We start from the raw sequence: 21,214 nt of genomic DNA on the forward strand, positions 1-21,214 counted from the left end.
CGGGGTTTCCCGGGAGTGCGCATTCGGCTTCGACCGAGTGAACTCCCGTCAGTAGGTGTGCCCTTGCCCGTTAGTTGTGGCTCGGGTCAGGTGTGGTGTTTCGAGTGTGACAGTCGCGAACGGGGATCTGCGAACATGACGAACAACAATGCTGCGCGCGACCTTTCGGACGCCGTCGCGATCGTCGGCATGGCGTGCCGCTTTCCGCAGGCTCCGGACCCGGAGGCGTTCTGGCGGGTGCTGAGCGAGGGCATCGAGGCCATCACCGAGACCCCCCTCGAGCGCTGGGACGCCGACGCGGTCTTCGACCCCGACCCCGCCGCACCTGGCAAGACCCACACGCGCCGAGGCGGATACCTCGACCAGGTCGACCACTTCGACCCCACCTTCTTCGGGATATCACCGCGTGAAGCCGCCGCGATGGACCCCCAGCAGCGCCTCATTCTCGAACTCGCCTGGGAAGCCCTCGAAGAAGGCGGCATCGTCCCCGCCGACCTCCACGACAGCCGCACCGGCGTCTACATCGGCGCGATCTGGGACGACTACGCCACCCTGACCAACCAGCACGCCACGGACAACACCACCCATCACACCCTCACCGGCCTGCACCGCAGCATCATCGCCAACCGCGTCTCCTACACCCTGGGACTACGCGGCCCCAGCTACACCATCGACTCCGGCCAGTCCTCCTCCCTCGTGGCCGTCCACACCGCCTGCGAAAGCCTGCGCCGCGGCGAGAGCGACCTCGCCCTGGCCGGCGGAGTCAACCTCACCCTCATCCCCGACAGCACCATCACCTCCGCCAAATTCGGCGGCCTCTCCCCCGATGGCCACTGCTACACCTTCGACGAGCGCGCCAACGGCTACGTCCGCGGCGAAGGCGGCGCCCTCATCGTCCTCAAGACCCTCACCCGCGCCTTGGCCGACGGCGACCGCATCCACGCCGTCATCCGCGCCAGCGCCGTCAACAACGACGGCGGCGGCGACACCCTCACCACCCCCCACCAAGCCGCCCAGGAACAACTCCTGCGCGACACCTACCACCACGCCGGAATCGACCCCGCCACCGTCCAGTACGTCGAACTCCACGGCACCGGCACCCCCCTGGGCGACCCCATCGAAGCCCACGCCCTGGCCAACGCCCTCACCACCACCCACCGCCCCACCACCGACCCCCTCCTCGTCGGCTCCGCCAAAACCAACATCGGCCACCTCGAAGGCGCCGCCGGCATCACCGGACTCCTCAAAACCGTCCTCGCCATCAAGAACCGCACCATCCCCCCCACCCTCAACCACCACACCCCCAACCCCAACATCCCCCTCAGCACCCTCAACCTCCACATCCCCACCACCCCCACCCCCTGGCCCCACCCCCACCAGCCCCACACCGCCGGCATCAACGCCTTCGGCATGGGCGGCACCAACGCCCACGTCATCCTCGAACAAGCACCCGCACGTGACGACGAGCCCACCACCGAGGCCACCGCACCCGCCGTCCTGCCCTGGCTCATCTCCGCCCGCACCCCCAACGCCCTCCAAGCCCAGGCCCAGCGCCTGCTGGAGCACGTCCAGGCGCACCCCGAGCTGAAGCCCCTCGACGTCGCCTACTCCCTGGCCACCACCCGCACCGCCTTCGAACACCGCGCCGCCGTGGTCGCCGACAACCACGAGGGCTTCCTCAACGGACTCGCGGCACTCGCCGAAGGCAGCGCTGCTCCTGGGGTGGTGCGCGGCACGGCGCAGGGTGAGGCCGGGCGCGCGGTGTTCGTGTTCCCCGGTCAGGGTGCGCAGTGGGCCGGGATGGCGGTCGAACTGCTGGACTCGTCCGAGGTGTTCGCGCAGCGGATCGCGGAGTGCGAGCAGGCGCTGGCGCCGTTCGTGGACTGGTCGTTGACCGGCGTGCTGCGCGAGGCGGAGGGTGCTCCGTCGCTGGAGCGCGTCGACGTCGTGCAGCCCGTGCTGTTCGCTGTCATGGTCTCCCTCGCCGCGCTCTGGCAGTCCTACGGCGTGCAGCCGGCCGCCGTGATCGGGCACTCGCAGGGCGAGATCGCCGCCGCCGTGGTCGCCGGCGCGCTGTCGCTGGACGACGGCGCCAAGATCGCCGCTCTGCGCAGCAAGGCCATCACCGCGCTCGCCGGGCGCGGCGGCATGCTCTCCGTCCCGCTCACCCTGGACGAGGTCCAGGCCGAGTTGGACACCCGCCCCGAGGGTGGACTGGCGATCGCCGCAGTGAACGGCCCGACCTCGATCGTCGTCTCCGGCCAGACCCAGGCGCTGGACGAGCTCCAGGCCCACTACGAGAACGCAGGAGTGCGCGCCCGCCGCATCCCCGTCGACTACGCCTCCCACTCACCCCAGGTCGAAGACCTCGAAGTCGAACTCGCCGAGGCCCTCGCCCCCGTCGCCCCCCGCACCGGCGAGATCCCCTTCCACTCCACCGTCACCACCGAACTCACCGACACGGCCACGCTCGACGCCGCGTACTGGTACCGCAACCTGCGCCGGACCGTCCGCTTCGAGGAGACCGTCCGCTCGCTGATCAACCAGGGCCACACCACCTTCGTCGAGATCAGCCCCCACCCCGTCCTCACCTACGCCATCGAGGAGACCGCCGAAACCACCACGGAGGTCCTCGCCACCGGCACCCTGCGCCGCAACGAAGGCGGCCAGCAGCGCTTCCTCACCTCCCTGGCGACCCTGCACACCCACGGCCACCCCACCGACGCTAGCGCGCTCCTCGCCGGCGGCACCGCCGTCCCGCTCCCCACCTACGCCTTCCAGCGCCGCGCCTACTGGCTCGATACCAAGGGCGAGGCGCGGGCGCGCCAATTCACCTCGGTGAGCACCGCGTTCGCGGGTGAGGCGGTCGAGGCGTCGCAGTCGGCACTGCCCCCGCAGGTGACCTCGGGGACGCCGGAACAGCGTCGTGCCGCGCTGCTCGAACTGCTGCGGAAGGACATCGCGGGTGTGCTGGGCTTCGCCCGGCCGGAGGAGGTCGAGGTCGGCCAGACCTTCAAGGGCCTCGGCTTCGACTCGCCGACCGCCGTCGAGCTGCGCAACCTGGTGAACGCTGCCCTGGGCCTGCGCTTGCCGTCCTCGCTGCTCTTCGACTACCCGACCCCCCTCCTGCTGGCCGAGCACCTGCTGGCCGAGATCTCGGGGACCGGGACCGGCGCGGACGCCGTCTCCGTGCGGCGGCCGATCGCCGTTGACGAGCCGATCGCCATCCTGGGGATGAGCTGCCGCTATCCGGCGGGCGTGCGAAGCCCAGAGGACCTCTGGCAGCTCGTCGCGACCGGCGGCGACGGGATCGCGGGCTTCCCCACCGACCGTGGCTGGGACCTGGCGGTGGCCGACTCGGCGGAGCCGGGCGAGAGCTACCTGCGCGAGGGCGGCTTCATAGACGACGCGGCCGGGTTCGACGCTGGCTTCTTCGGCATCAGCCCGCGTGAGGCGCTGGCGATGGACCCGCAGCAGCGCCTGCTGCTGGAGACGTCCTGGGAGGCGATCGAGCGCGCCGGCATCGACCCGGCTTCGGTCCACGGCGAACAGGCGGGTGTCTTCGTCGGCGCGATGGCTCAGGACTACGGCCCTAGGCTGAACGACGCTCAGAGTGACGCGCGCGGTTACGTTCTGACGGGTAGCACGGCAAGCCTGGCGTCGGGTCGGATCGCCTACTCGCTGGGCCTGGAGGGTCCGGCGGTGACGGTGGACACGGCGTGCTCGTCCTCGCTGGTGGCGCTGCACCTGGCGGTGCAGTCGCTGCGCAACGGCGAGTGCGACCTGGCCCTCGCCGGTGGCGTGACGGTGATGCCCACCCCCGGCATCTTCGCCGAGTTCGACAAGCAGCGCGGCCTGGCGGCGGACGGCCGCTGCAAGTCCTTCGCGGCAGCGGCGGACGGCACCAGCTGGGCCGAGGGTGTCGGCATGCTGGTGGTGGCGCGACTCTCGGACGCGGTACGCGACGGGCACCAGGTGCTCGCGGTGGTGCGCGGCAGCGCGGTCAACCAGGACGGGGCGAGCAACGGCCTCACCGCGCCGAACGGTCCGTCGCAGCAGCGGGTGATCCGCCAGGCACTCGCCAGCGCAGGCCTGACACCGGGCCAGGTCGACGCAGTGGAGGCGCACGGCACCGGGACGCGACTGGGTGACCCGATCGAGGCGCAGGCGCTGCTCGCCACCTACGGGCAGGAGCGGCCGGAGGGCCGACCGTTGCTGCTGGGGTCGTTGAAGTCGAACATCGGACACGCCCAGGCGGCGGCCGGTGTCGGTGGCGTGATCAAGATGGTCATGGCGATGCGGCACGGAGTGCTGCCGAAGACGCTGCACGTGGACGAGCCGACGCCCGAGGTGGACTGGTCGGCGGGCGCTGTTGAGCTGCTGACCGAGGCCATGGCCTGGCCGGAGACCGGCGAACCCCGCCGAGCGGCTGTGTCCTCGTTCGGGATCAGCGGGACCAACGCCCACGTCATCATCGAGCAAGCCGAGCCGACCGAGCAGACGGACAAGGGCGTTGACGCTCCGTCGGCGCAGCCTGTGCTGTCGTGGCTGATCTCCGCCCGCACCGCTGACGCCCTCCAGGCCCAGGCCCAGCGCCTGCTGGAGCACGTCCAGGCGCACCCCGAGCTGAAGCCCCTCGATGTGGCCTACTCCCTGGCCACCACCCGCACCGCCTTCGAACACCGCGCCGCCGTGGTCGCCGACAACCACGAGGGCTTCCTCAACGGGCTCGCGGCACTCGCCGAAGGCAGCGCTGCTCCTGGGGTCGTATCGGGTACCGCGGCTACCGAGGGCGGGAAGCTGGCGTTCCTGTTCTCCGGTCAGGGCAGCCAGCGCGCGGGGATGGGACGTGAGCTGTACGGGGCGTTCCCGGTGTTCGCCGCAGCCTTCGACCGGGTGTGCGCCGAGCTGGACAGGCACCTCGACACCCCGCTGCGCGAGGTCGTCTTCGGCGACAGCGGGTTGATCGACCAGACCGCCTACACGCAGGCCTCCCTGTTCGCGCTGGAGACCGCGCTGTTCCGGCTCGTCGAGTCCTGGGGAATCCGGCCGGACTTCCTCGCCGGGCACTCCATCGGCGAGGTCACCGCCGCCCACCTCGCCGGCCTGTGGACCCTCCAGGACGCCGCGACCCTGGTCGCCGCACGCGGACGCCTCATGCAGGCCCTCCCCACCGGCGGCGCGATGATCGCCGTCCAGGCCACCGAAGACGAGATCACCCCCCACCTCACCGACCGCATCTCCATCGCCGCCATCAACGGCCCCAACTCGATCGTCCTGTCCGGGGACGACGACACCGTCACCAGCGTCGCCCAGATCTTCGCGGACCAAGGACGCAAAACCCGCCGCCTGCGGGTCAGCCACGCCTTCCACTCCCCCCACATGGACCCGATGCTCGACCAGTTCCGAGCCATCGCCTCCTCCCTCACCTACAACCAGCCGACCATCCCCCTGGTCTCCAACCTCACCGGCACCCTCGCCGACCCCCAGGACCTCCAGACCCCCGACTACTGGGTCCGACACGTCCGCGAAACCGTCCGCTACACCCACGCCATCACCACCCTCGCCACCGAAGGCGCAACCACCTTCCTGGAACTCGGCCCCGACACCGTCCTGACCGCCATGACCCAGGACACCCTCGACAACGCCACCACCATCCCCCTCCAGCGCGCCAACCGCCCCGAAGAGCGCAACATCACCCGCGCCCTCGCCGAACTCCACACCACCGGCACCACCATCAACTGGTCCACGTACTACGCGGGCACCGGCGCCACCACCACCCCCCTGCCCACCTACGCCTTCCAACACCAGCACTACTGGCTCGAAGGAACCCCCAAGGCCGGTAGCTCCAACGCATCCGGGCTCGGCCTGGGTGATGTCGACCACCCGCTGCTGGGTGCCGTCCTCGGCGTCGCCGACACCGAGGGCCTGGTCTTCACCGGTCGCCTCGCCCTCAGCACCCACCCGTGGCTCGCCGACCACGCCGTCCTGGGCACCGTGATCCTGCCCGGCACCGCCTTCGTCGAACTCGCCCTGCACGCGGGGGACCAGACCGGCTGCGGCCGGCTGGACGAACTCACCCTGGAGGCCCCGCTCCTCCTCCCTGAGAGCGGCGGCGTCCAGCTCCAGCTCGCGCTGAGCATGGCGGACGAGCACGGCAGCCGCTCGGTGATGCTCTACTCCCGGCCGGATGACGGCGCGGCCGGTGGCGGTCCGTCCGACACGCCGTGGACCAGGCACGCCACGGGTGTGCTCTCCCCAGTGCGTCCGTCCGAGTCGTTCGACCTCTCCAGCTGGCCGCCCGCCGACGCGGTGGCCGTGGACCTGACGGACCTGTACGGACGTCTCGCGGCGAAGCACTACGGGTACGGCCCGGCGTTCCAGGGCGTCCAGGCGCTCTGGCAGCGGACGGACGAGGTCTTCGCCGAGGTGCGCCTCCCGCAGGAGCAGGAGGGCCAAGCGGCTCGCTTCAGCCTGCACCCGGCGCTGCTCGATGCCGCGCTGCACGCGTTGGCCCTCGGGCTGCTGCTGGACGGGGGAGAACCGGAGGAGTCCGCGCTTCTCCCGTTCATGTGGAGCGGCGTCACCCTGTATGCCACCGGTGCTTCGACCCTGCGCGTGCGGCTGTCCAAGAAGGCCGAGGACCGGGTGACGCTGGCGGCTGCCGATGTCACCGGCCGCCCGGTGGCCGCCGCCGACACGCTCGTGCTGCGCCCGATCTCGGCGGAGCAGCTCCGGGCATCGCTCTCCGCGCGCCGGTCGGAGTCGGTGTACCGGGTGAACTGGGTCCCGGCCACCACCTCGTCCGCCGTCGCCGCCGTCACCAACGGCGCCCTGGCCGTCCTGGGGGCCGATGAGCTGGGACTGACCGGCACCCTGTCGGCCGATGGGCACCAAGTCGTCTGCTACCCGGACCTGATGGCGCTCACCGACGCCCTGGCCTGGGGCACCCCGGCCCCGGCGACGGTGATCGCGCCATGCCTGCCGCCCGCTGACACGGCCGACCCGGCCTCGGCCGACGCCGTCCACGCCGCGACCCATCACGCCCTGGAGCTGGTGCAGGAGTGGCTCGCGGACGACCGCTTCGCCGCCTCGCGCCTCGTCCTGCTCACCCAGGGCGCCGTTGCCACGGCCGCGGGCGCGCCGGTCGGCGATCTCGCGAACGCGGCGGTCTGGGGCCTGGTCCGGTCTGCGCAGTCGGAGAGCCCCGGCCGGCTGGTGCTGGTCGACCTGGACGCCGCCGCCACGTCTGCCCAGGCGCTGCCCCAGCTGCTGGCCTCCGGCGAGCCGCAATTGGCCGTGCGCGACGGTGTGGCCCACCTGCCGCGGCTGGCTGCTCAGGTGGCTGACGGGCCGTCGGCCCGGCCGCTGGACCCGCAGGGCACCGTGCTTCTCACCGGTGCGACCGGCACCCTGGGCCGCCTGCTGGCCCGGCACCTGGTGACCGAGCACGGCGTGCGACACCTGCTGCTGACCAGCCGGCGCGGCGCGGCCGCCCCGGGGGCTGCCGAACTCGAAGCCGAGCTGGCCGAGTTGGGTGCGACGGTGACGCTGGCGGCGTGCGACACGGCGGACCGCGCGGCGCTCGCGGCGCTGCTCGCCGCCGTACCTGCTGACCGCCCGCTGACCGCGGTGATCCACGCCGCGGGCATCACGGACGACGGCGTGATCTCCTCGCTCTCGGCAGGGCGGGTCGACGCGGTGCTGCGCCCGAAGGTCGACGCCGCGCTGCACCTGCACGAGCTGACCGCCGAGCTGGACCTGTCCGCGTTCGTGCTCTTCTCCTCGATCTCCGCCACCCTGGGCTTCGCCGGGCAGGGCAGCTACGCCGCCGCCAACGCCTTCCTGGACGCGCTGGCCCGGCACCGCCGTTCGCTCGGCCGTCCCGCCTCCTCGCTGGCCTGGGGCCTGTGGGCCGAACGCAGCGAGCTGAGCGGCCACCTGGGGGACACCGACCTCCAGCGGATGGCGCGCTCGGGCCTGCTGGCGCTGCCCTCCGAGGAGGGCCTGGAGCTCTTCGACCACGCGCTGACCTCGGCCGAGGCCGCGCTGGTGCTGGCCCGGCTGGACCTGGGCGCCCTGGCGGCGCAGGCCGGTTCCGACGCCGTGCCCGCGATGCTGCGCGGCCTGGTCCGGAGACCGGAGCGGCGTGTCGCCGAGACCGCCGCGACCGGCGCCGGCGCCGACTCCTCGCTGCGCGGTCAGCTGGCCGCGCTGCCGGCCGCCGAGCGGGACCGGGCGCTGCTGGACCTGGTACGCATGCAGATCGCCGCCGTCCTGGGCCACGCCTCCATCGACGAGGTCGACCCCGGCCTGGCCTTCAAGGAGCTCGGGTTCGACTCACTCACCGCGATCGAGCTGCGCAACCAGCTGAACACGGCCACCGGGCTGCGTCTGCCGTCGACCCTGCTCTTCGACTACCCGTCACCCAACACGCTGGTCCAGCACCTGTGGGACGAACTGGCGATCGACCAGGCCGCACCGAGTGACGCGGCGTCCGCGGCCGCCGTGGCACCCGAACGGGCGGCTCTCGCCGCCGCGCCGGCGGGCATCGCGGACGACGAGCCGATCGCGATCGTCGCGATGAGCTGCCGTTTCCCGGGCCAGGTCCGCACGCCCGACGAGCTGTGGCGGCTTGCAGCCGAGGGCCGCGACGAGATCACGCCGTTCCCGACCGACCGGGGCTGGGACTTGGACGGACTGTACGACCCGGACCCGGACCGGCAGGGCAAGTCCTATGTGCGGGAAGGCGGTTTCGTCCAGAACGTCGCCGACTTCGACGCCGACTTCTTCGGGATCTCACCGCGCGAGGCGCTGGCGATGGACCCGCAGCAACGGCTGCTGCTGGAGACCTCCTGGGAGGCCTTCGAGTACGCCGGCCTCGATCCGGCCTCGCTGCGCGGCAGCCGCACCGGCGTCTTCGCCGGGCTGATGTACCACGACTACGCCTCGCGGATGACCACGATCCCGGACGGCTTCGAGGGCTACCTGGGCAACGGCAGCGCCGCCAGCATCGCCTCCGGGCGCCTGTCCTACACCTTCGGCCTGGAGGGCCCGGCGGTGACGGTGGACACGGCCTGCTCGTCCTCGCTGGTGGCGCTGCACCTGGCGGTGCAGTCGCTGCGCAACGGCGAGTGCGACCTGGCCCTCGCGGGCGGTGCGGCCGTGATGTCCTCGGCGCTGCCGTTCGTGGAGTTCAGCCGGCAGCGCGCTCTCTCCCCGACCGCGCGCGCCCGGTCATTCGCGGCCTCGGCGGACGGCACGATCTGGTCCGAGGGCGTGGGCATGCTGCTCGTCGAGCGACTCTCGGACGCCGAGCGCCACGGGCACCAGGTGCTCGCGCTGGTGCGTGGCAGCGCGGTCAACCAGGACGGCGCGAGCAACGGGCTCACCGCACCCAATGGTCCGGCGCAGCAGCGGGTGATCCGCCAGGCGCTGGCCAGCGCTCGTCTGACGCCGAGTCAGGTCGACGCGGTGGAGGCGCACGGCACCGGCACCAAGCTCGGCGACCCGATCGAGGCGCAGGCCCTGATCGCCACCTACGGTCAGGCGCGACCCGCGGACCGGCCGCTGCTGCTGGGTTCGCTGAAGTCCAACATCGGGCACACGCAGGCCGCCGCCGGCGTCGCCGGGATCATCAAGATGGTCATGGCGATGCGGCACGGCATGCTGCCGAAGACGCTGCACGTGGACGATCCGTCCCCGCAGGTGGACTGGTCCGAGGGTGCGGTCGAGCTGTTGACCGAGGCGACGGCCTGGCCGGAGACCGGCGAGCCGCGCCGGGCGGCGGTGTCCTCGTTCGGGATCAGCGGGACCAACGCCCACGTGATCATCGAGCAGGCGCCCGCCCGCGACGGCGAGCCGGTGGAGCCCGATACCGAGCCCGCCACGGTCCCGTGGCTGCTCTCCGGGCGAACTGCTGACGCTGTCCAGGCCCAGGCCCAGCGCCTGCTGGAGCACGTCCAGGCGCACCCCGAGCTGAAGCCCCTCGATGTGGCCTACTCCCTGGCCACCACCCGCACCGCCTTCGAACACCGCGCCGCCGTGGTCGCCGACAACCACGAGGGCTTCCTCAACGGGCTCGCGGCACTCGCCGAAGGCAGCGCTGCTCCTGGGGTGGTGCGCGGCACGGCGCAGGGTGAGGCCGGGCGCGCGGTGTTCGTGTTCCCCGGTCAGGGTGCGCAGTGGGCCGGGATGGCCGTCGAACTGCTCGACACCTCGCCGGTGTTCGCGCAGCGCATCGCCGAGTGCGAGCAGGCCCTCGCGCCGTTCGTGGACTGGTCGTTGACCGGCGTGCTGCGCGAAGCCGAGGGGGCTCCGTCGCTGGAGCGCGTCGACGTCGTGCAGCCCGTGCTGTTCGCCGTCATGGTTTCCCTCGCCGCCCTGTGGCAGTCCTACGGCGTCCAGCCGGCCGCCGTGATCGGGCACTCGCAGGGCGAGATCGCCGCCGCCGTCGTCGCCGGCGCGCTGTCGCTGGACGACGGCGCCAAGATCGCCGCTCTGCGCAGCAAGGCCATCACCGCGCTCGCCGGGCGCGGCGGCATGCTCTCCGTCCCGCTCACCCTGGACGAGGTCCAGGCCGAGTTGGACACCCGCCCCGAGGGTGGACTGGCGATCGCCGCCGTCAACGGCCCCGCCTCCATCGTCGTCTCCGGCCAGACCCAGGCGCTGGACGAGCTCCAGGCCCACTACGAGAACGCAGGAGTGCGCGCCCGCCGCATCCCCGTCGACTACGCCTCCCACTCACCCCAGGTCGAAGACCTCGAGACGGAGCTCGCGGACCTGCTGGCCGACCTGGCGCCACGCGAGGCGCAGGTGGCATTCCACTCCACCGTCACCACCATGCCGATGGATACCACGACACTCGACGGCGCGTACTGGTACCGCAACCTGCGGGAGACCGTCCGCTTCGAGGAGACTGTCCGCTCGCTGATCGACCTCGGCCACACCACCTTCGTCGAGATCAGCCCCCACCCCGTCCTCACCTACGGCATCGAGGAGACCGCCGAAACCGCCGACAACCCCGACACCATCCTCATCACCGGCACCCTGCGCCGCAACGAAGGCGGCCAGCACCGCTTCCTCACCTCCCTCACCACTCTCCACACCCACGGCCACCCCACCGACCTCACCCCCCTCCTCGCCGGCGGCACCACCACCCAACTCCCCACCTACGCCTTCCAGCACCAGCGCTACTGGCTCGACATCCCGCAGGCCGCCGCCGCCGACGTCACCTCCGCCGGTCTGAGTAGCGCCACCCACCCGCTGCTCGGCGCCGTCATCGAACTCCCCGGCACCGACACCCTGCTCCTCACCGGCCGGCTCTCCCTCACCACGCACCCCTGGCTCGCCGACCACGCCGTCAACGGCACCGTCATCCTCCCCAGCACCGCCTACGTCGAACTCGCCCTCCACGCCGGCGACCTCGCCGGCTGCGACCTCCTCGAGGAACTCACCCTCCGCGCACCCCTCGTCATCCCCAGGACAGGCGCCGTCCGCCTGCACCTCAGCGTGGCAGCGCCGGACGACAGCGGACGCCGCACCCTCACCCTCCACTCCCAGCCCGACACCGACACCGATACCGGCACCCTGCCCTGGACGCTGCACGCTGACGGCACCCTGGTCCCCGGGGCCCAACCCTCCACCGACGACCTGACCGCGTGGCCGCCCGCCGGCGCCACCCCTGTCGACGTCACCGACCTCTACCGCAGCCTCGACCAGGCCGGCTACAGCTACGGCCCTGCCTTCCAAGGCCTCCAAGCCGCCTGGACCCGCGACAACGAGATCTTCGCTGAGGTCACCCTCCCCCAGGACCAGCACGCCCAGGCCGCCCACTACAACATCCACCCCGCCCTCCTCGACGCAGCCCTCCACGCCACGTTCCTGCACAACCCCACGGCGAGCCCGCTGCCGTTCGCCTGGCGCGCCGTCACCCTGCACGCCATCGGCGCGACCTCGCTGCGTGTCCGCCTCAGCTCGGCCGCCCCCGACACCTACACCCTCGCCATCACCGACCACACCGGCACGCCCGCCGCGACCATCGAAGCCCTGGCGGTACGACCGCTCTCACCCGAACGGCTGCTCAGCGGCCGCAGTGGGGGGCACCAGTGGCTCTTCCAGGTGGACTGGGTTGCGGCGGCCGAGTCGGCCGCGCCCAAGGACAGGCCGCGGTTGGCCGTCCTCGGGGAGGACATCCTGCGGGTGAGGGCCTCGCTCATGGCGGCGGGCACCTACGCCGAGGCCTACCCGGACTTCGCGGCCCTGAGCAAGGCAGTGGACGAGGGCGGTCCGGTGCCGGCCGCAGTGTTCGTCACCAGCGTGTCCGAGGCCGGTGGCGGGGACTCGGCGGATGGCGCCGCGGCCGCCCACATGCTGACCCACCGGGCGCTGGAGTCGGCACAGTCCTGGATCGGCGACCAGCGCTTCGCCTCCTCCCGGATGGTGTTCCTGACCCGTGGCGCCGTGGACGCGCGAGGGGCCGGTGAGCCCCGGGACCTGTCGGCGGCGTCGGTCTGGGGTCTCATCCGCTCCGCACAGGCGGAGAACCCCGACCAGTTCATGATCGTCGACATCGACGATCACCGGGCCTCCTGGAAGGCCCTGCCGTCGCTGGTGGCCGGCCGGGAGTCGCAGCTGGCCCTGGACCGAGGCACCGTGCTCGTCCCCCGTCTGGCCCGCACTGCCGCGGGTGCCAGCGGCGGCGGTTCCCCGTTGGATCCGCAGGGCACCGTCCTGATCACCGGGGCCACCGGGATGATCGGCATACTGGCGGCGCGTCGTCTGGTGACCGAGCACGGAGCGAAGCACCTGCTGCTGACCAGCCGTCATGGAGCCGAGGCGCCGGGCGCCGCGGAGCTCGAAGCCGAGTTGGCCGCGCTGGGCGCGAGCGTCACACTGGCTGTGTGTGACACCACGGATCGCCAGGCCCTGAAGGCCCTGCTCGCCACCGTCCCCGCCGACAAGCCGCTGACCGCGGTGGTCCATGCCGCCGGCGTGATGGACGACGGCGTTATCTCCTCGCTGACGGCCGACCGCCTCGACGCCGTGCTGCGCCCGAACGTCGACGCGGCCTGGCACCTCCACGAGCTCACCGCGCACCTGGATCTCTCGGCGTTCGTCCTCTTCTCCTCGTTCTCGGGCACGTTGGGCGTGGCCGGCCACGGTGGCTACGCGGCCGCTAACGGTTTCCTCGAAGCGCTGGCGCAGCAGCGGCATGCTCAGGGCCGGGCAGCGGTGGCGGTGGCATGGGGCCTGTGGGCCGAGGGGAGTTCAATGACCAGCCACCTGGGCGAGGCCGACCTGACCCGGTTGGCTCAGGCGGGCGTGGCAGCGCTCTCCCCCGCCGAGGGGATCGAGCTGTTCGACGCCGTGCTGCGGACCGAGCGGGCCACCGTCGCCGCGGTGCGGCTGGACTTCGACGTCCTGCGCGCCGGAGCCAGGTCAGGGACGACACCGCCGCTGTTCCGAGGACTGGTCCGGGTGACCACCCGCCGGGTCGCGGGCGTTGCGACCGGCGCGGTCGCCACGCTGCGCCAGCGACTGGCGGCCCTGCCCGACGCCGAGCGGGACGCCCTGCTGGTGGACCTGGTGCGGACGACCGTGGCGACCGTGCTCGGCCACGCGTCGCCCGACACGGTGCTGGCAGACCGGGGTCTGAAGGAGCTCGGCTTCGACTCACTCTCCGCCGTCGAGGTCCGCAACCGGCTGAACACGGCGACCGACCTGCGCCTGCGGGCGACGGTGGTGTTCGATCACGCGTCCCCGCTGGCGCTCGCACAGTTCATCAAGACCGAGATTCTGGGGCGCTGAACCGGTCCGCGTTGGCGGCGCAACCGTCACCGGAAGTCGGCGTGCACCCAGAGCAGAGCAATCAGGAAGAAGGAAAATATGCAGGTTTCAGGCGTCTACATCGACTCCATCGGAGTGCACTTGCCGGAGTGGGTGAGTGCCGAGAAGGCGGTGGTCGACGGGATCTACGACGCGGACATCCAGGCTGCAAACGGGCTGACGGGTACTCACATCGCCGGTGACGTACCAGCGGTGGAGATGGCGATCACGGCCGCCCGCAACGCTGTCGAGCGTTCGGAGCTGGAGCTGGACGAGGTCGAGTCGCACATCCACAGCGGCGTCTTCTTCCAGGGGCCGGAAGGCTCGTACCCGCCCGGCTACATCCTGCGCGAGCTCGGTGTCAGCGGTGCCTCCAGCCTGGACCTGCGCCTCGGCTGCAACGGCTTGCTCGGTTCGCTGGAGGTCGCGGTCGGCCAGATCACCGGGGCCGCCAAGGCGAAGAACGTGCTGCTGACCACGGCGGAGAACTGGGGCACCCCGCTGCTGAACCGGTGGCTCGGCCTGGGCCCGGCGTTCATCCTGGCCGACGGCGCCTCCTCCGTGCTGCTCAGCAGCGAGGGCGGCTTCGCCGAGGTACGTGCGGTCAAGTCCGGTGTGCTGCCGGAACTCGAGCAGTGGCACCGCGGTGAGGACTCGCTGCTGCCGCCGCAGGACCTGGAGACCAACCCGTACGACCTGAGCAACCGCGCCACTGTCTTCAACGAGAAGACGATGTCGCTCACGGACGTGCTGGAGAAGCTGACGGTCTTCAACCTGAACATCGTCTTCGGCTGCCTGGTGGACGCCGGCCTCAACGGCTCGGACCTCGCCAAGGTGATCGCCATCAACACTGATGGTCGGATGATCGAGCAGGGCCTGATGGCGCCGCTCGGCCTCGGGATGGACCGCTCCACCTGGGACTTCGGCAAGTCGGTCGGTCACATGGGTGGCTCGGACGTGATCGTCTCGCTCAACCACCTGCTGGAGTCCGGCGAACTCGCCCCGGGCGACCACGTTCTGCTGACCTCGTCCGGTCCGGGCTGGACCTGCACCGCCGCCGTGATCACCATCCTCGCCAAGCCCTCCTGGGGCGGCTGAGCGCGACTGAGAGCCCGCTGAGCACGGCTAAGTGGGCACCCTAGGGGCTGGGCCGGCGAACCGCCTGTCCAGCCCCTGGCAGTTTCAACCGTTCGAGTGACACATTCGATCTTTGGTGTGTCTAGCGCCACACTCCGTCAGTAAAGACCTCATCAAATAGTTTGTGATACCGTTCACGAGCACCAGGGATGAGTCGAAGTGCCTCACATGGAGGACTTCTTGGCTGACAAGGTCAGCCCTTCGGTCGCTGAGCACACGCACCCCTGGTGCTCATCCCAGCTACACGTCCACGTTCCCCGACATGCCGCCGGAGTTGCCGACATGCCGTCCGCTGACGCCCCGCTCGTTCGAGGCGCCGCAATTCCCACTGCGGTCGCCGGAGTTGCCGCAGTCGCGGCCGCGACCGTCCTCGCGGGCGCCAAGGGTCTGTACGGTGCGCTGTTCGCGCTTCTCCTGGTGATGGCCTTCTTCAGCTTCGGGCAGATCGCCATCGATCGCCTGACCAGGAACAACCCGCAGATGATGCTTGCCGTGGCGATGTGCGTCTACATGACCCAGATCCTCGCGGTGGGCATCGTCCTCGCCTTCTTCAAGGGCACAACACTCTTTGACACCAAGGTCTTTGGCTTCGCCGTGCTCGGCCTCACCGCCGTCTGGACCGTGGGTGTGGTGCGGGCGGCAATGAAGGCCAAGATCTTCTATGTGGTGGCGCAGTCGGCTGATGAGAGCGTGACGGCCCCGGAGCGTCAACCGTGAAGGTCACCTCCTCCTCCAAGGGGAGGGGGTCGACGCTTATGCGAAACCAACAGGCTGCTATCGTCCGGGGCAGCAGCCACGGAGTACGGGAAGCGTCCGGATCGCTCCACCAGCCGGATTGATCACCGATGACGTCGCACAGCCTCCGCCAGAATCTGGACGCGTGCGGGGCTGCGTCTTGACGCGGCTCGCCGTCACCCCCAAGCGCGCGAAACAAGAAATCAGTCAAAGTGCCGCACCGTGGCCGAAAGCCGCGCCGACACACCGAGGTTGCCGTAACTATGTGTCACGACGAAGGAGTCCGTGGTGAGTGCTGACAGGCTCACGCAGCAGCTTGCCTCAGAAGGCTGCCACCTGTTCTCCGGCTGCGGCTTCCCGGCCCCCGGCCTGAACGAGTTCCAGTTCAAGCCGATCTTCACGGTCGCCGGCTTCGATTTCAACAAGCCGATGCTGCTGTCGCTGATCGTCATGCTGCTGGTGATCGGCTTCTTCTGGGCCGTGTTCGCCCGGCCGAAGGTGGTCCCGGGCAAGCTGCAGCTGGTGGCCGAGATCGGCTACGAGTTCGTGAAGCGCAGCGTCGTGCTGGAGAACATCGGCAAGCGGGGCGAGAAGTACGTCCCGATGATGGTCTCGCTGTTCTTCTTCGTCTGGATGCTGAACGTGATGTCGATCATCCCGTTCGCCCAGTTCCCCGCCGCCGCGGTGATCGGCTTCCCGGTCGCTCTGGCCCTGGTGGTCTGGGTCACCTACATGGGGCTGACCTTCAAGAAGCACGGGTTCATCGGCGGCCTGAAGCACCTCTGCTGGCCGTCGGACGTCCCCGTCGGGGTCATGTTCATCCTGGTCCCGATCGAGTTCATCTCGAACATCTTCCTGCGGCCGTTCACCCTCGCGGTGCGACTCTTCGCGAACATGTTCGCCGGTCACCTGCTGATCGTGATGTTCTCGGTGGCCTCCTGGTATCTGCTCAGTCCGAGCATCGGTGTGCTGTACGCCGGCGCGTCCTTCTCGCTGACCCTGGCGCTCACCGCCTTCGAGCTGCTGATCCAGTTCCTGCAGGCCTACATCTTCACGCTGCTCGCCAGCACCTACATCGGCGGCGCGCTCGAAGAAGCGCACTGACCCCGCTGTAGCCCCCTGCCTCATCTCCCCTCGCTCGTCCGGTGGCCAACCACCACCGGTTCACCACCCTGCAAAGGAAAATCTGAGATGTCGATCGAGAACCTCGCTGCGGTCAGCGGCTCCGTCGCCTCCATCGGTTACGGCCTTGCGGCGATCGGCCCCGGCATTGGCCTCGGCCTCATCTTCGGCAACAGCGTGCAGGCCATGGCCCGCCAGCCCGAGGCGGCCGGCCTGATCCGCACCAACATGTTCATCGGTCTGGCGGTGACCGAGGCGCTCGCGCTCGTCGGCATCGTCATGCCGTTCGTCTTCGGCAAGTAATCGGCCGTAGTCCCACCGGACGGAAGGTCCAGATATGTTGCTCGCAGCGGCCAATCTGGCGGCAGAGGACTTCAATCCTCTGATCCCCAAGGCTCCTGAGCTCATCATCGGCCTGATCTGCTTCTTCGTGGTCTTCGGTCTGCTCGGCAAGAAGCTCCTCCCCAGCATCGAAAAGGTGCTGGCGGAGCGCCGGGACATGATCGAGGGCGGCATGGAGCGTGCCGACGCCGCACAGGCCGAGGCCCAGGCCCTCCTTGAGCAGTACCGCGCCGAGCTCGCTGAGGCGCGTCACGAGGCCGCTCGGATCACCGAGCACGCTCGTGAGCAGGGCGCTGCCCTGATCAGCGAGATGCGCGAGGAAGGCCAGCGTCAGCGCGAGGCCATCGTCGCGGCCGGTCACGCCCAGATCGAGGCCGACAAGAAGCAGGCGACTGCCGCCCTGCGCCAGGACGTCGGTTCGCTCGCCACCCAGCTGGCCTCCCGCATCGTGGGCGAGTCCCTCGAGGACGCGGCCCGGCAGACTGGCGTGGTCGACCGCTTCCTGGACGACCTGGAGGCCAAGGCCGCCGCGAGCGCGGCGGTCGCCAAGTGATCGGCGCCAGCCGTGAGGCGCTGGCCGCCGGTCGCGAGAACCTCGACAGCCTGACCGACAACACCTCGGTGGACGCGGCCAAGCTGGCGGAGGAGCTCAGCGCCGTGACGGCGCTGCTGGACCGCGAGGTCTCGCTGCGCCGGCTGCTGACCGACCCCTCGCGGAGCGGTCAGGACAAGGCGCAGCTGGTCGGCTCGCTGCTGACCGGTCAGGTCTCCGGCGAGACCGTCGACCTGGTGTCCGGCCTGGTTCGGTCCCGCTGGTCCGGTGGCCGCGACCTGGTCGACGCCGTCGAGGAGCTGTCCGCCTACGCCGAGGTGATCGCCGCCGAGAAGGCCGGCCGCCTCGACGACCTGGAGGACGAGCTCTTCCGGTTCGGACGGATCGTCAGCGGCTCGCACGAGCTGCGCGCCGGTCTGACCGAGCCGAAGGCCGGCACCGCCGCCAAGGCGGAGCTGATCAAGAAGCTGCTCGGCGGTCGTGCCCTGGCGGGCACCGTCCGCCTGGTCACCTCGCTGGTCACCCACCCGCGTGGCCGTAGCCTGGAGCAGGGCCTGGAGTCCTACTCCAAGCTCGCCGCCGACCGCCGCGGCCGTGTGGTGGCCCTGGTCACCACCGCGGTTCCGCTCAGCGACGGCCAGAAGGAGCGCCTCTCGGGCGCGCTGGCCAAGCTGTACGGCCGCGCCGTGCTCCTGAACATCGACGTCGACCCCGAGGTCGTCGGCGGTGTCCGGGTGCAGATCGGTGACGAGATCATCGACGGCACCGTGTCGAGCCGCCTGGAAGGCGCTCGACAGGCCCTCGAAGGCTGAGCCACCCGCACAGCACATCCGACCCTCGGTCGGGCGCCGGTCCCATCCCACGGGGCAGCCGGCACATACGTACGGCCGGTCCAACAGCACCGGCCGAGGATCGAATACTTGCGGCCCTCCTTGGGCGGGCCGAGGATCGCAACCTAGGAGAGCAGGGAAGCCTGATGGCGGAGCTTACGATCCGGCCGGAGGAGATCCGGGACGCGCTGGCCGACTTCGTCCAGTCGTACCAGCCGGACGCCGCCTCGCGTGAAGAGGTCGGCACGGTCACCGAGGCCATGGACGGTATCGCCAAGGTCGAGGGCCTGCCCTCGGTCATGGCCAACGAGCTGCTGAAGTTCGAGGACGGCACCCTCGGCCTCGCGCTGAACCTCGACACCCGCGAGATCGGTGTCGTCATCCTCGGTGAGTTCGCGGGCATCGAGGAGGGCCAGACGGTGCACCGCACCGGCGAGGTCCTGTCCGTCCCGGTCGGTGACGGCTACCTCGGCCGCGTCGTGGACCCGCTGGGCAACCCGATCGACGGCCTGGGCGACATCGCCTCGACCGGTCGTCGCGCCCTCGAGCTGCAGGCCCCCGGCGTCATGGTCCGCAAGTCGGTCAAGGAGCCGCTGCAGACCGGCATCAAGGCCATCGACGCGATGACCCCGATCGGCCGCGGCCAGCGTCAGCTGATCATCGGCGACCGCCAGACCGGCAAGACCGCGGTGGCCGTCGACACGATCATCAACCAGCGTGACAACTGGCGCTCCGGCGACCCGAAGAAGCAGGTCCGCTGCATCTACGTCGCCGTCGGCCAGAAGGGCTCCACCATCGCCTCGGTGCGTGGCGCCCTGGAGGAGGCCGGCGCGCTGGAGTACACCACCATCGTGGCTGCTCCCGCCTCCGACCCCGCGGGCTTCAAGTACCTCGCCCCGTACACCGGTTCGGCCATCGGCCAGCAGTGGATGTACGACGGCAAGCACGTCCTGATCATCTTCGACGACCTGTCGAAGCAGGCCGAGGCCTACCGCTCCGTCTCCCTGCTGCTGCGTCGTCCGCCGGGCCGCGAGGCCTACCCGGGTGACGTCTTCTACCTGCACTCCCGCCTGCTGGAGCGCTGCGCCAAGCTCTCCGACGAGCTGGGCGGCGGCTCGATGACCGGTCTGCCGATCATCGAGACCAAGGCCAACGACGTCTCGGCGTACATCCCGACCAACGTCATCTCGATCACCGACGGCCAGTGCTTCCTGGAGTCCGACCTGTTCAACGCCGGCATCCGCCCGGCCGTGAACGTCGGCATCTCGGTCTCCCGCGTCGGTGGCTCCGCCCAGATCAAGGCCATGCGCTCGGTCGCCGGCCGCCTGCGTCTGGACCTGGCCCAGTACCGCGAGCTGGAGGCGTTCGCCGCCTTCGGTTCCGACCTGGACTCGGCCTCCAAGGCCCAGCTGGAGCGCGGTGCCCGCATGGTCGAGCTGCTCAAGCAGGGCCAGTACCAGCCGTTCCCGGTCGAGGAGCAGGTCGTCTCCATCTGGGCCGGCACCACCGGCAAGATGGACGACGTCCCGGTCGCCGACATCCGCCGCTTCGAGCGCGAGTTCCTGGACTACGTCCGGGTCGAGCACAAGAACCTGCTCGCCGGCATCGTGGAGACCGGTCTGCTCGCCGACGGCACGATCGACGCGCTGACCGAGGCGATCAAGTCCTTCAAGCTGGGCTTCACCACGGCCGACGGCAAGCTGCTCTCCGAGCAGGCCTGAGTCCGGTAACGAGGGAAAGGACGTAACGACCCATGGGAGCACAGCTTCGGGTCTACAAGCGCCGGATCCGCTCTGTCACCGCGACGAAGAAGATCACCAAGGCGATGGAGATGATCTCCGCGTCGCGCATCGTCAAGGCGCAGCGCGCGGTGGCCGCCTCCACTCCGTACGCCGACGAGCTCACCCGCGCGGTGACGGCGGTGGCCACCCGGTCCAACGCCAAGCACCCGCTCACCACCGAGAACCCGCAGGCCAAGACCGCCGCGGTGCTGCTGATCACGGCAGACCGCGGTCTGGCCGGCGGCTACTCGACCAACGCCATCAAGCAGGCGACCTCGCTCACCGCGCGGCTGCGTGCCGAGGGCAAGGACGTGGTGACGTACATCGTCGGTCGTAAGGGTGTCTCGTACTACGGCTTCCGTGGCCTCGAGGTCACGGGCTCGTGGACGGGCTTCTCGGACAAGCCGACCTACGGTGACGCCAAGGCCGTGGCGAGCGATCTCATCGAGGCGTTCGTGTCGGAGACCGGCGGGGTGGACGAACTGCACCTGATCTCGACCAAGTTCGAGTCGATGCTCACCCAGACCGCGGTCGACGCCCGGCTGCTGCCGCTGAAGCTGGACGAGGTCCAGCTGAGCGACGACAAGCCGGCCAAGGCCGAGATCTTCCCGCTGTACGACTTCGAGCCGTCGGCGGAGGGCGTGCTGGACGCGCTGCTGCCGCGGTACGTCGAGAGCCGGATCTACAACGCGCTGCTGCAGTCGGCCGCTTCGGAGCACGCCGCTCGTCGGCGCGCGATGAAGAGCGCCACCGACAATGCGGGAGAGCTCATCAAGTCGCTGACGCGGCTTGCCAACTCGGCCCGCCAGGCCGAGATCACCCAGGAAATCAGCGAGATCGTCGGCGGCGCCAACGCCCTCGCCGACGCTAGCCGCGGGAGCGAATGA

Annotated in this window: 9 protein-coding genes; all 9 read left to right on the forward strand. The window is 70.4% G+C overall.

The genetic code is table 11. The features are described from left to right. The first annotated feature begins 135 nt into the window (after positions 1 to 135). The 9 genes from BR98_RS41405 (at position 136) to BR98_RS17445 (ending at position 21,214) form a co-directional block, all read left to right on the forward strand. Positions 136 to 13,809, forward strand: a complete 13,674-nt coding sequence (locus BR98_RS41405; RefSeq protein WP_035845812.1) for a type I polyketide synthase — start codon at positions 136 to 138, stop codon at positions 13,807 to 13,809. A 78-nt stretch (positions 13,810 to 13,887) separates the two neighbouring features. Continuing rightward, positions 13,888 to 14,925, forward strand: a complete 1,038-nt coding sequence (locus BR98_RS17410) for a ketoacyl-ACP synthase III family protein (RefSeq protein ID WP_035845814.1) — start codon at positions 13,888 to 13,890, stop codon at positions 14,923 to 14,925. Positions 14,926 to 15,246: 321 nt separating this feature from the next. Beyond that, positions 15,247 to 15,681: a hypothetical protein gene (locus BR98_RS17415; protein ID WP_035852803.1), complete on the forward strand. Its 435-nt coding sequence runs from the start codon at positions 15,247 to 15,249 to the stop codon at positions 15,679 to 15,681. Between the two features lie 306 nt (positions 15,682 to 15,987). Continuing rightward, entirely contained in the window at positions 15,988 to 16,803 is an 816-nt protein-coding gene (atpB, locus tag BR98_RS17420) for a F0F1 ATP synthase subunit A (protein ID WP_035845816.1), read from the forward strand. An 87-nt stretch (positions 16,804 to 16,890) separates the two neighbouring features. Beyond that, positions 16,891 to 17,124 (forward strand): ATP synthase F0 subunit C, encoded by a 234-nt coding sequence (gene atpE, locus BR98_RS17425; RefSeq protein ID WP_035845818.1) that lies wholly within the window; start codon positions 16,891 to 16,893, stop codon positions 17,122 to 17,124. 34 nt (positions 17,125 to 17,158) lie between these two features. Then, complete coding sequence (locus BR98_RS17430) at positions 17,159 to 17,716, forward strand: F0F1 ATP synthase subunit B (RefSeq protein WP_035845820.1); 558 nt, start codon at positions 17,159 to 17,161, stop codon at positions 17,714 to 17,716. Continuing rightward, on the forward strand, positions 17,713 to 18,528 hold the full coding sequence (locus BR98_RS17435) for a F0F1 ATP synthase subunit delta (protein WP_035845822.1): 816 nt from the start codon (positions 17,713 to 17,715) through the stop codon (positions 18,526 to 18,528). The genes BR98_RS17430 and BR98_RS17435 overlap by 4 nt, the downstream gene beginning before the upstream one ends. 164 nt (positions 18,529 to 18,692) lie before the next feature. Then, positions 18,693 to 20,267, forward strand: coding sequence for a F0F1 ATP synthase subunit alpha (gene atpA / locus BR98_RS17440; protein WP_035845824.1), 1,575 nt, complete (start codon positions 18,693 to 18,695; stop codon positions 20,265 to 20,267). Positions 20,268 to 20,299: 32 nt separating this feature from the next. Then, positions 20,300 to 21,214 (forward strand): F0F1 ATP synthase subunit gamma, encoded by a 915-nt coding sequence (locus BR98_RS17445; RefSeq protein WP_035845826.1) that lies wholly within the window; start codon positions 20,300 to 20,302, stop codon positions 21,212 to 21,214.

Source organism: Kitasatospora azatica KCTC 9699 (assembly GCF_000744785.1).
GTDB classification, from domain to species: Bacteria; Actinomycetota; Actinomycetes; order Streptomycetales; family Streptomycetaceae; genus Kitasatospora; species Kitasatospora azatica.

What these genes read in the sequence shown, in the direction of transcription:
- BR98_RS41405 (WP_035845812.1), top strand. Translation starts at nt 136, where the DNA reads ATGACGAACAACAATGCTGCGCGCGACCTTTCGGACGCCGTCGCGATC.
- BR98_RS17410 (WP_035845814.1), top strand. Translation starts at nt 13,888, where the DNA reads ATGCAGGTTTCAGGCGTCTACATCGACTCCATCGGAGTGCACTTGCCG.
- BR98_RS17415 (WP_035852803.1), top strand. Translation starts at nt 15,247, where the DNA reads ATGCCGTCCGCTGACGCCCCGCTCGTTCGAGGCGCCGCAATTCCCACT.
- atpE (WP_035845818.1), top strand. Translation starts at nt 16,891, where the DNA reads ATGTCGATCGAGAACCTCGCTGCGGTCAGCGGCTCCGTCGCCTCCATC.
- BR98_RS17430 (WP_035845820.1), top strand. Translation starts at nt 17,159, where the DNA reads ATGTTGCTCGCAGCGGCCAATCTGGCGGCAGAGGACTTCAATCCTCTG.
- atpA (WP_035845824.1), top strand. Translation starts at nt 18,693, where the DNA reads ATGGCGGAGCTTACGATCCGGCCGGAGGAGATCCGGGACGCGCTGGCC.
- BR98_RS17445 (WP_035845826.1), top strand. Translation starts at nt 20,300, where the DNA reads ATGGGAGCACAGCTTCGGGTCTACAAGCGCCGGATCCGCTCTGTCACC.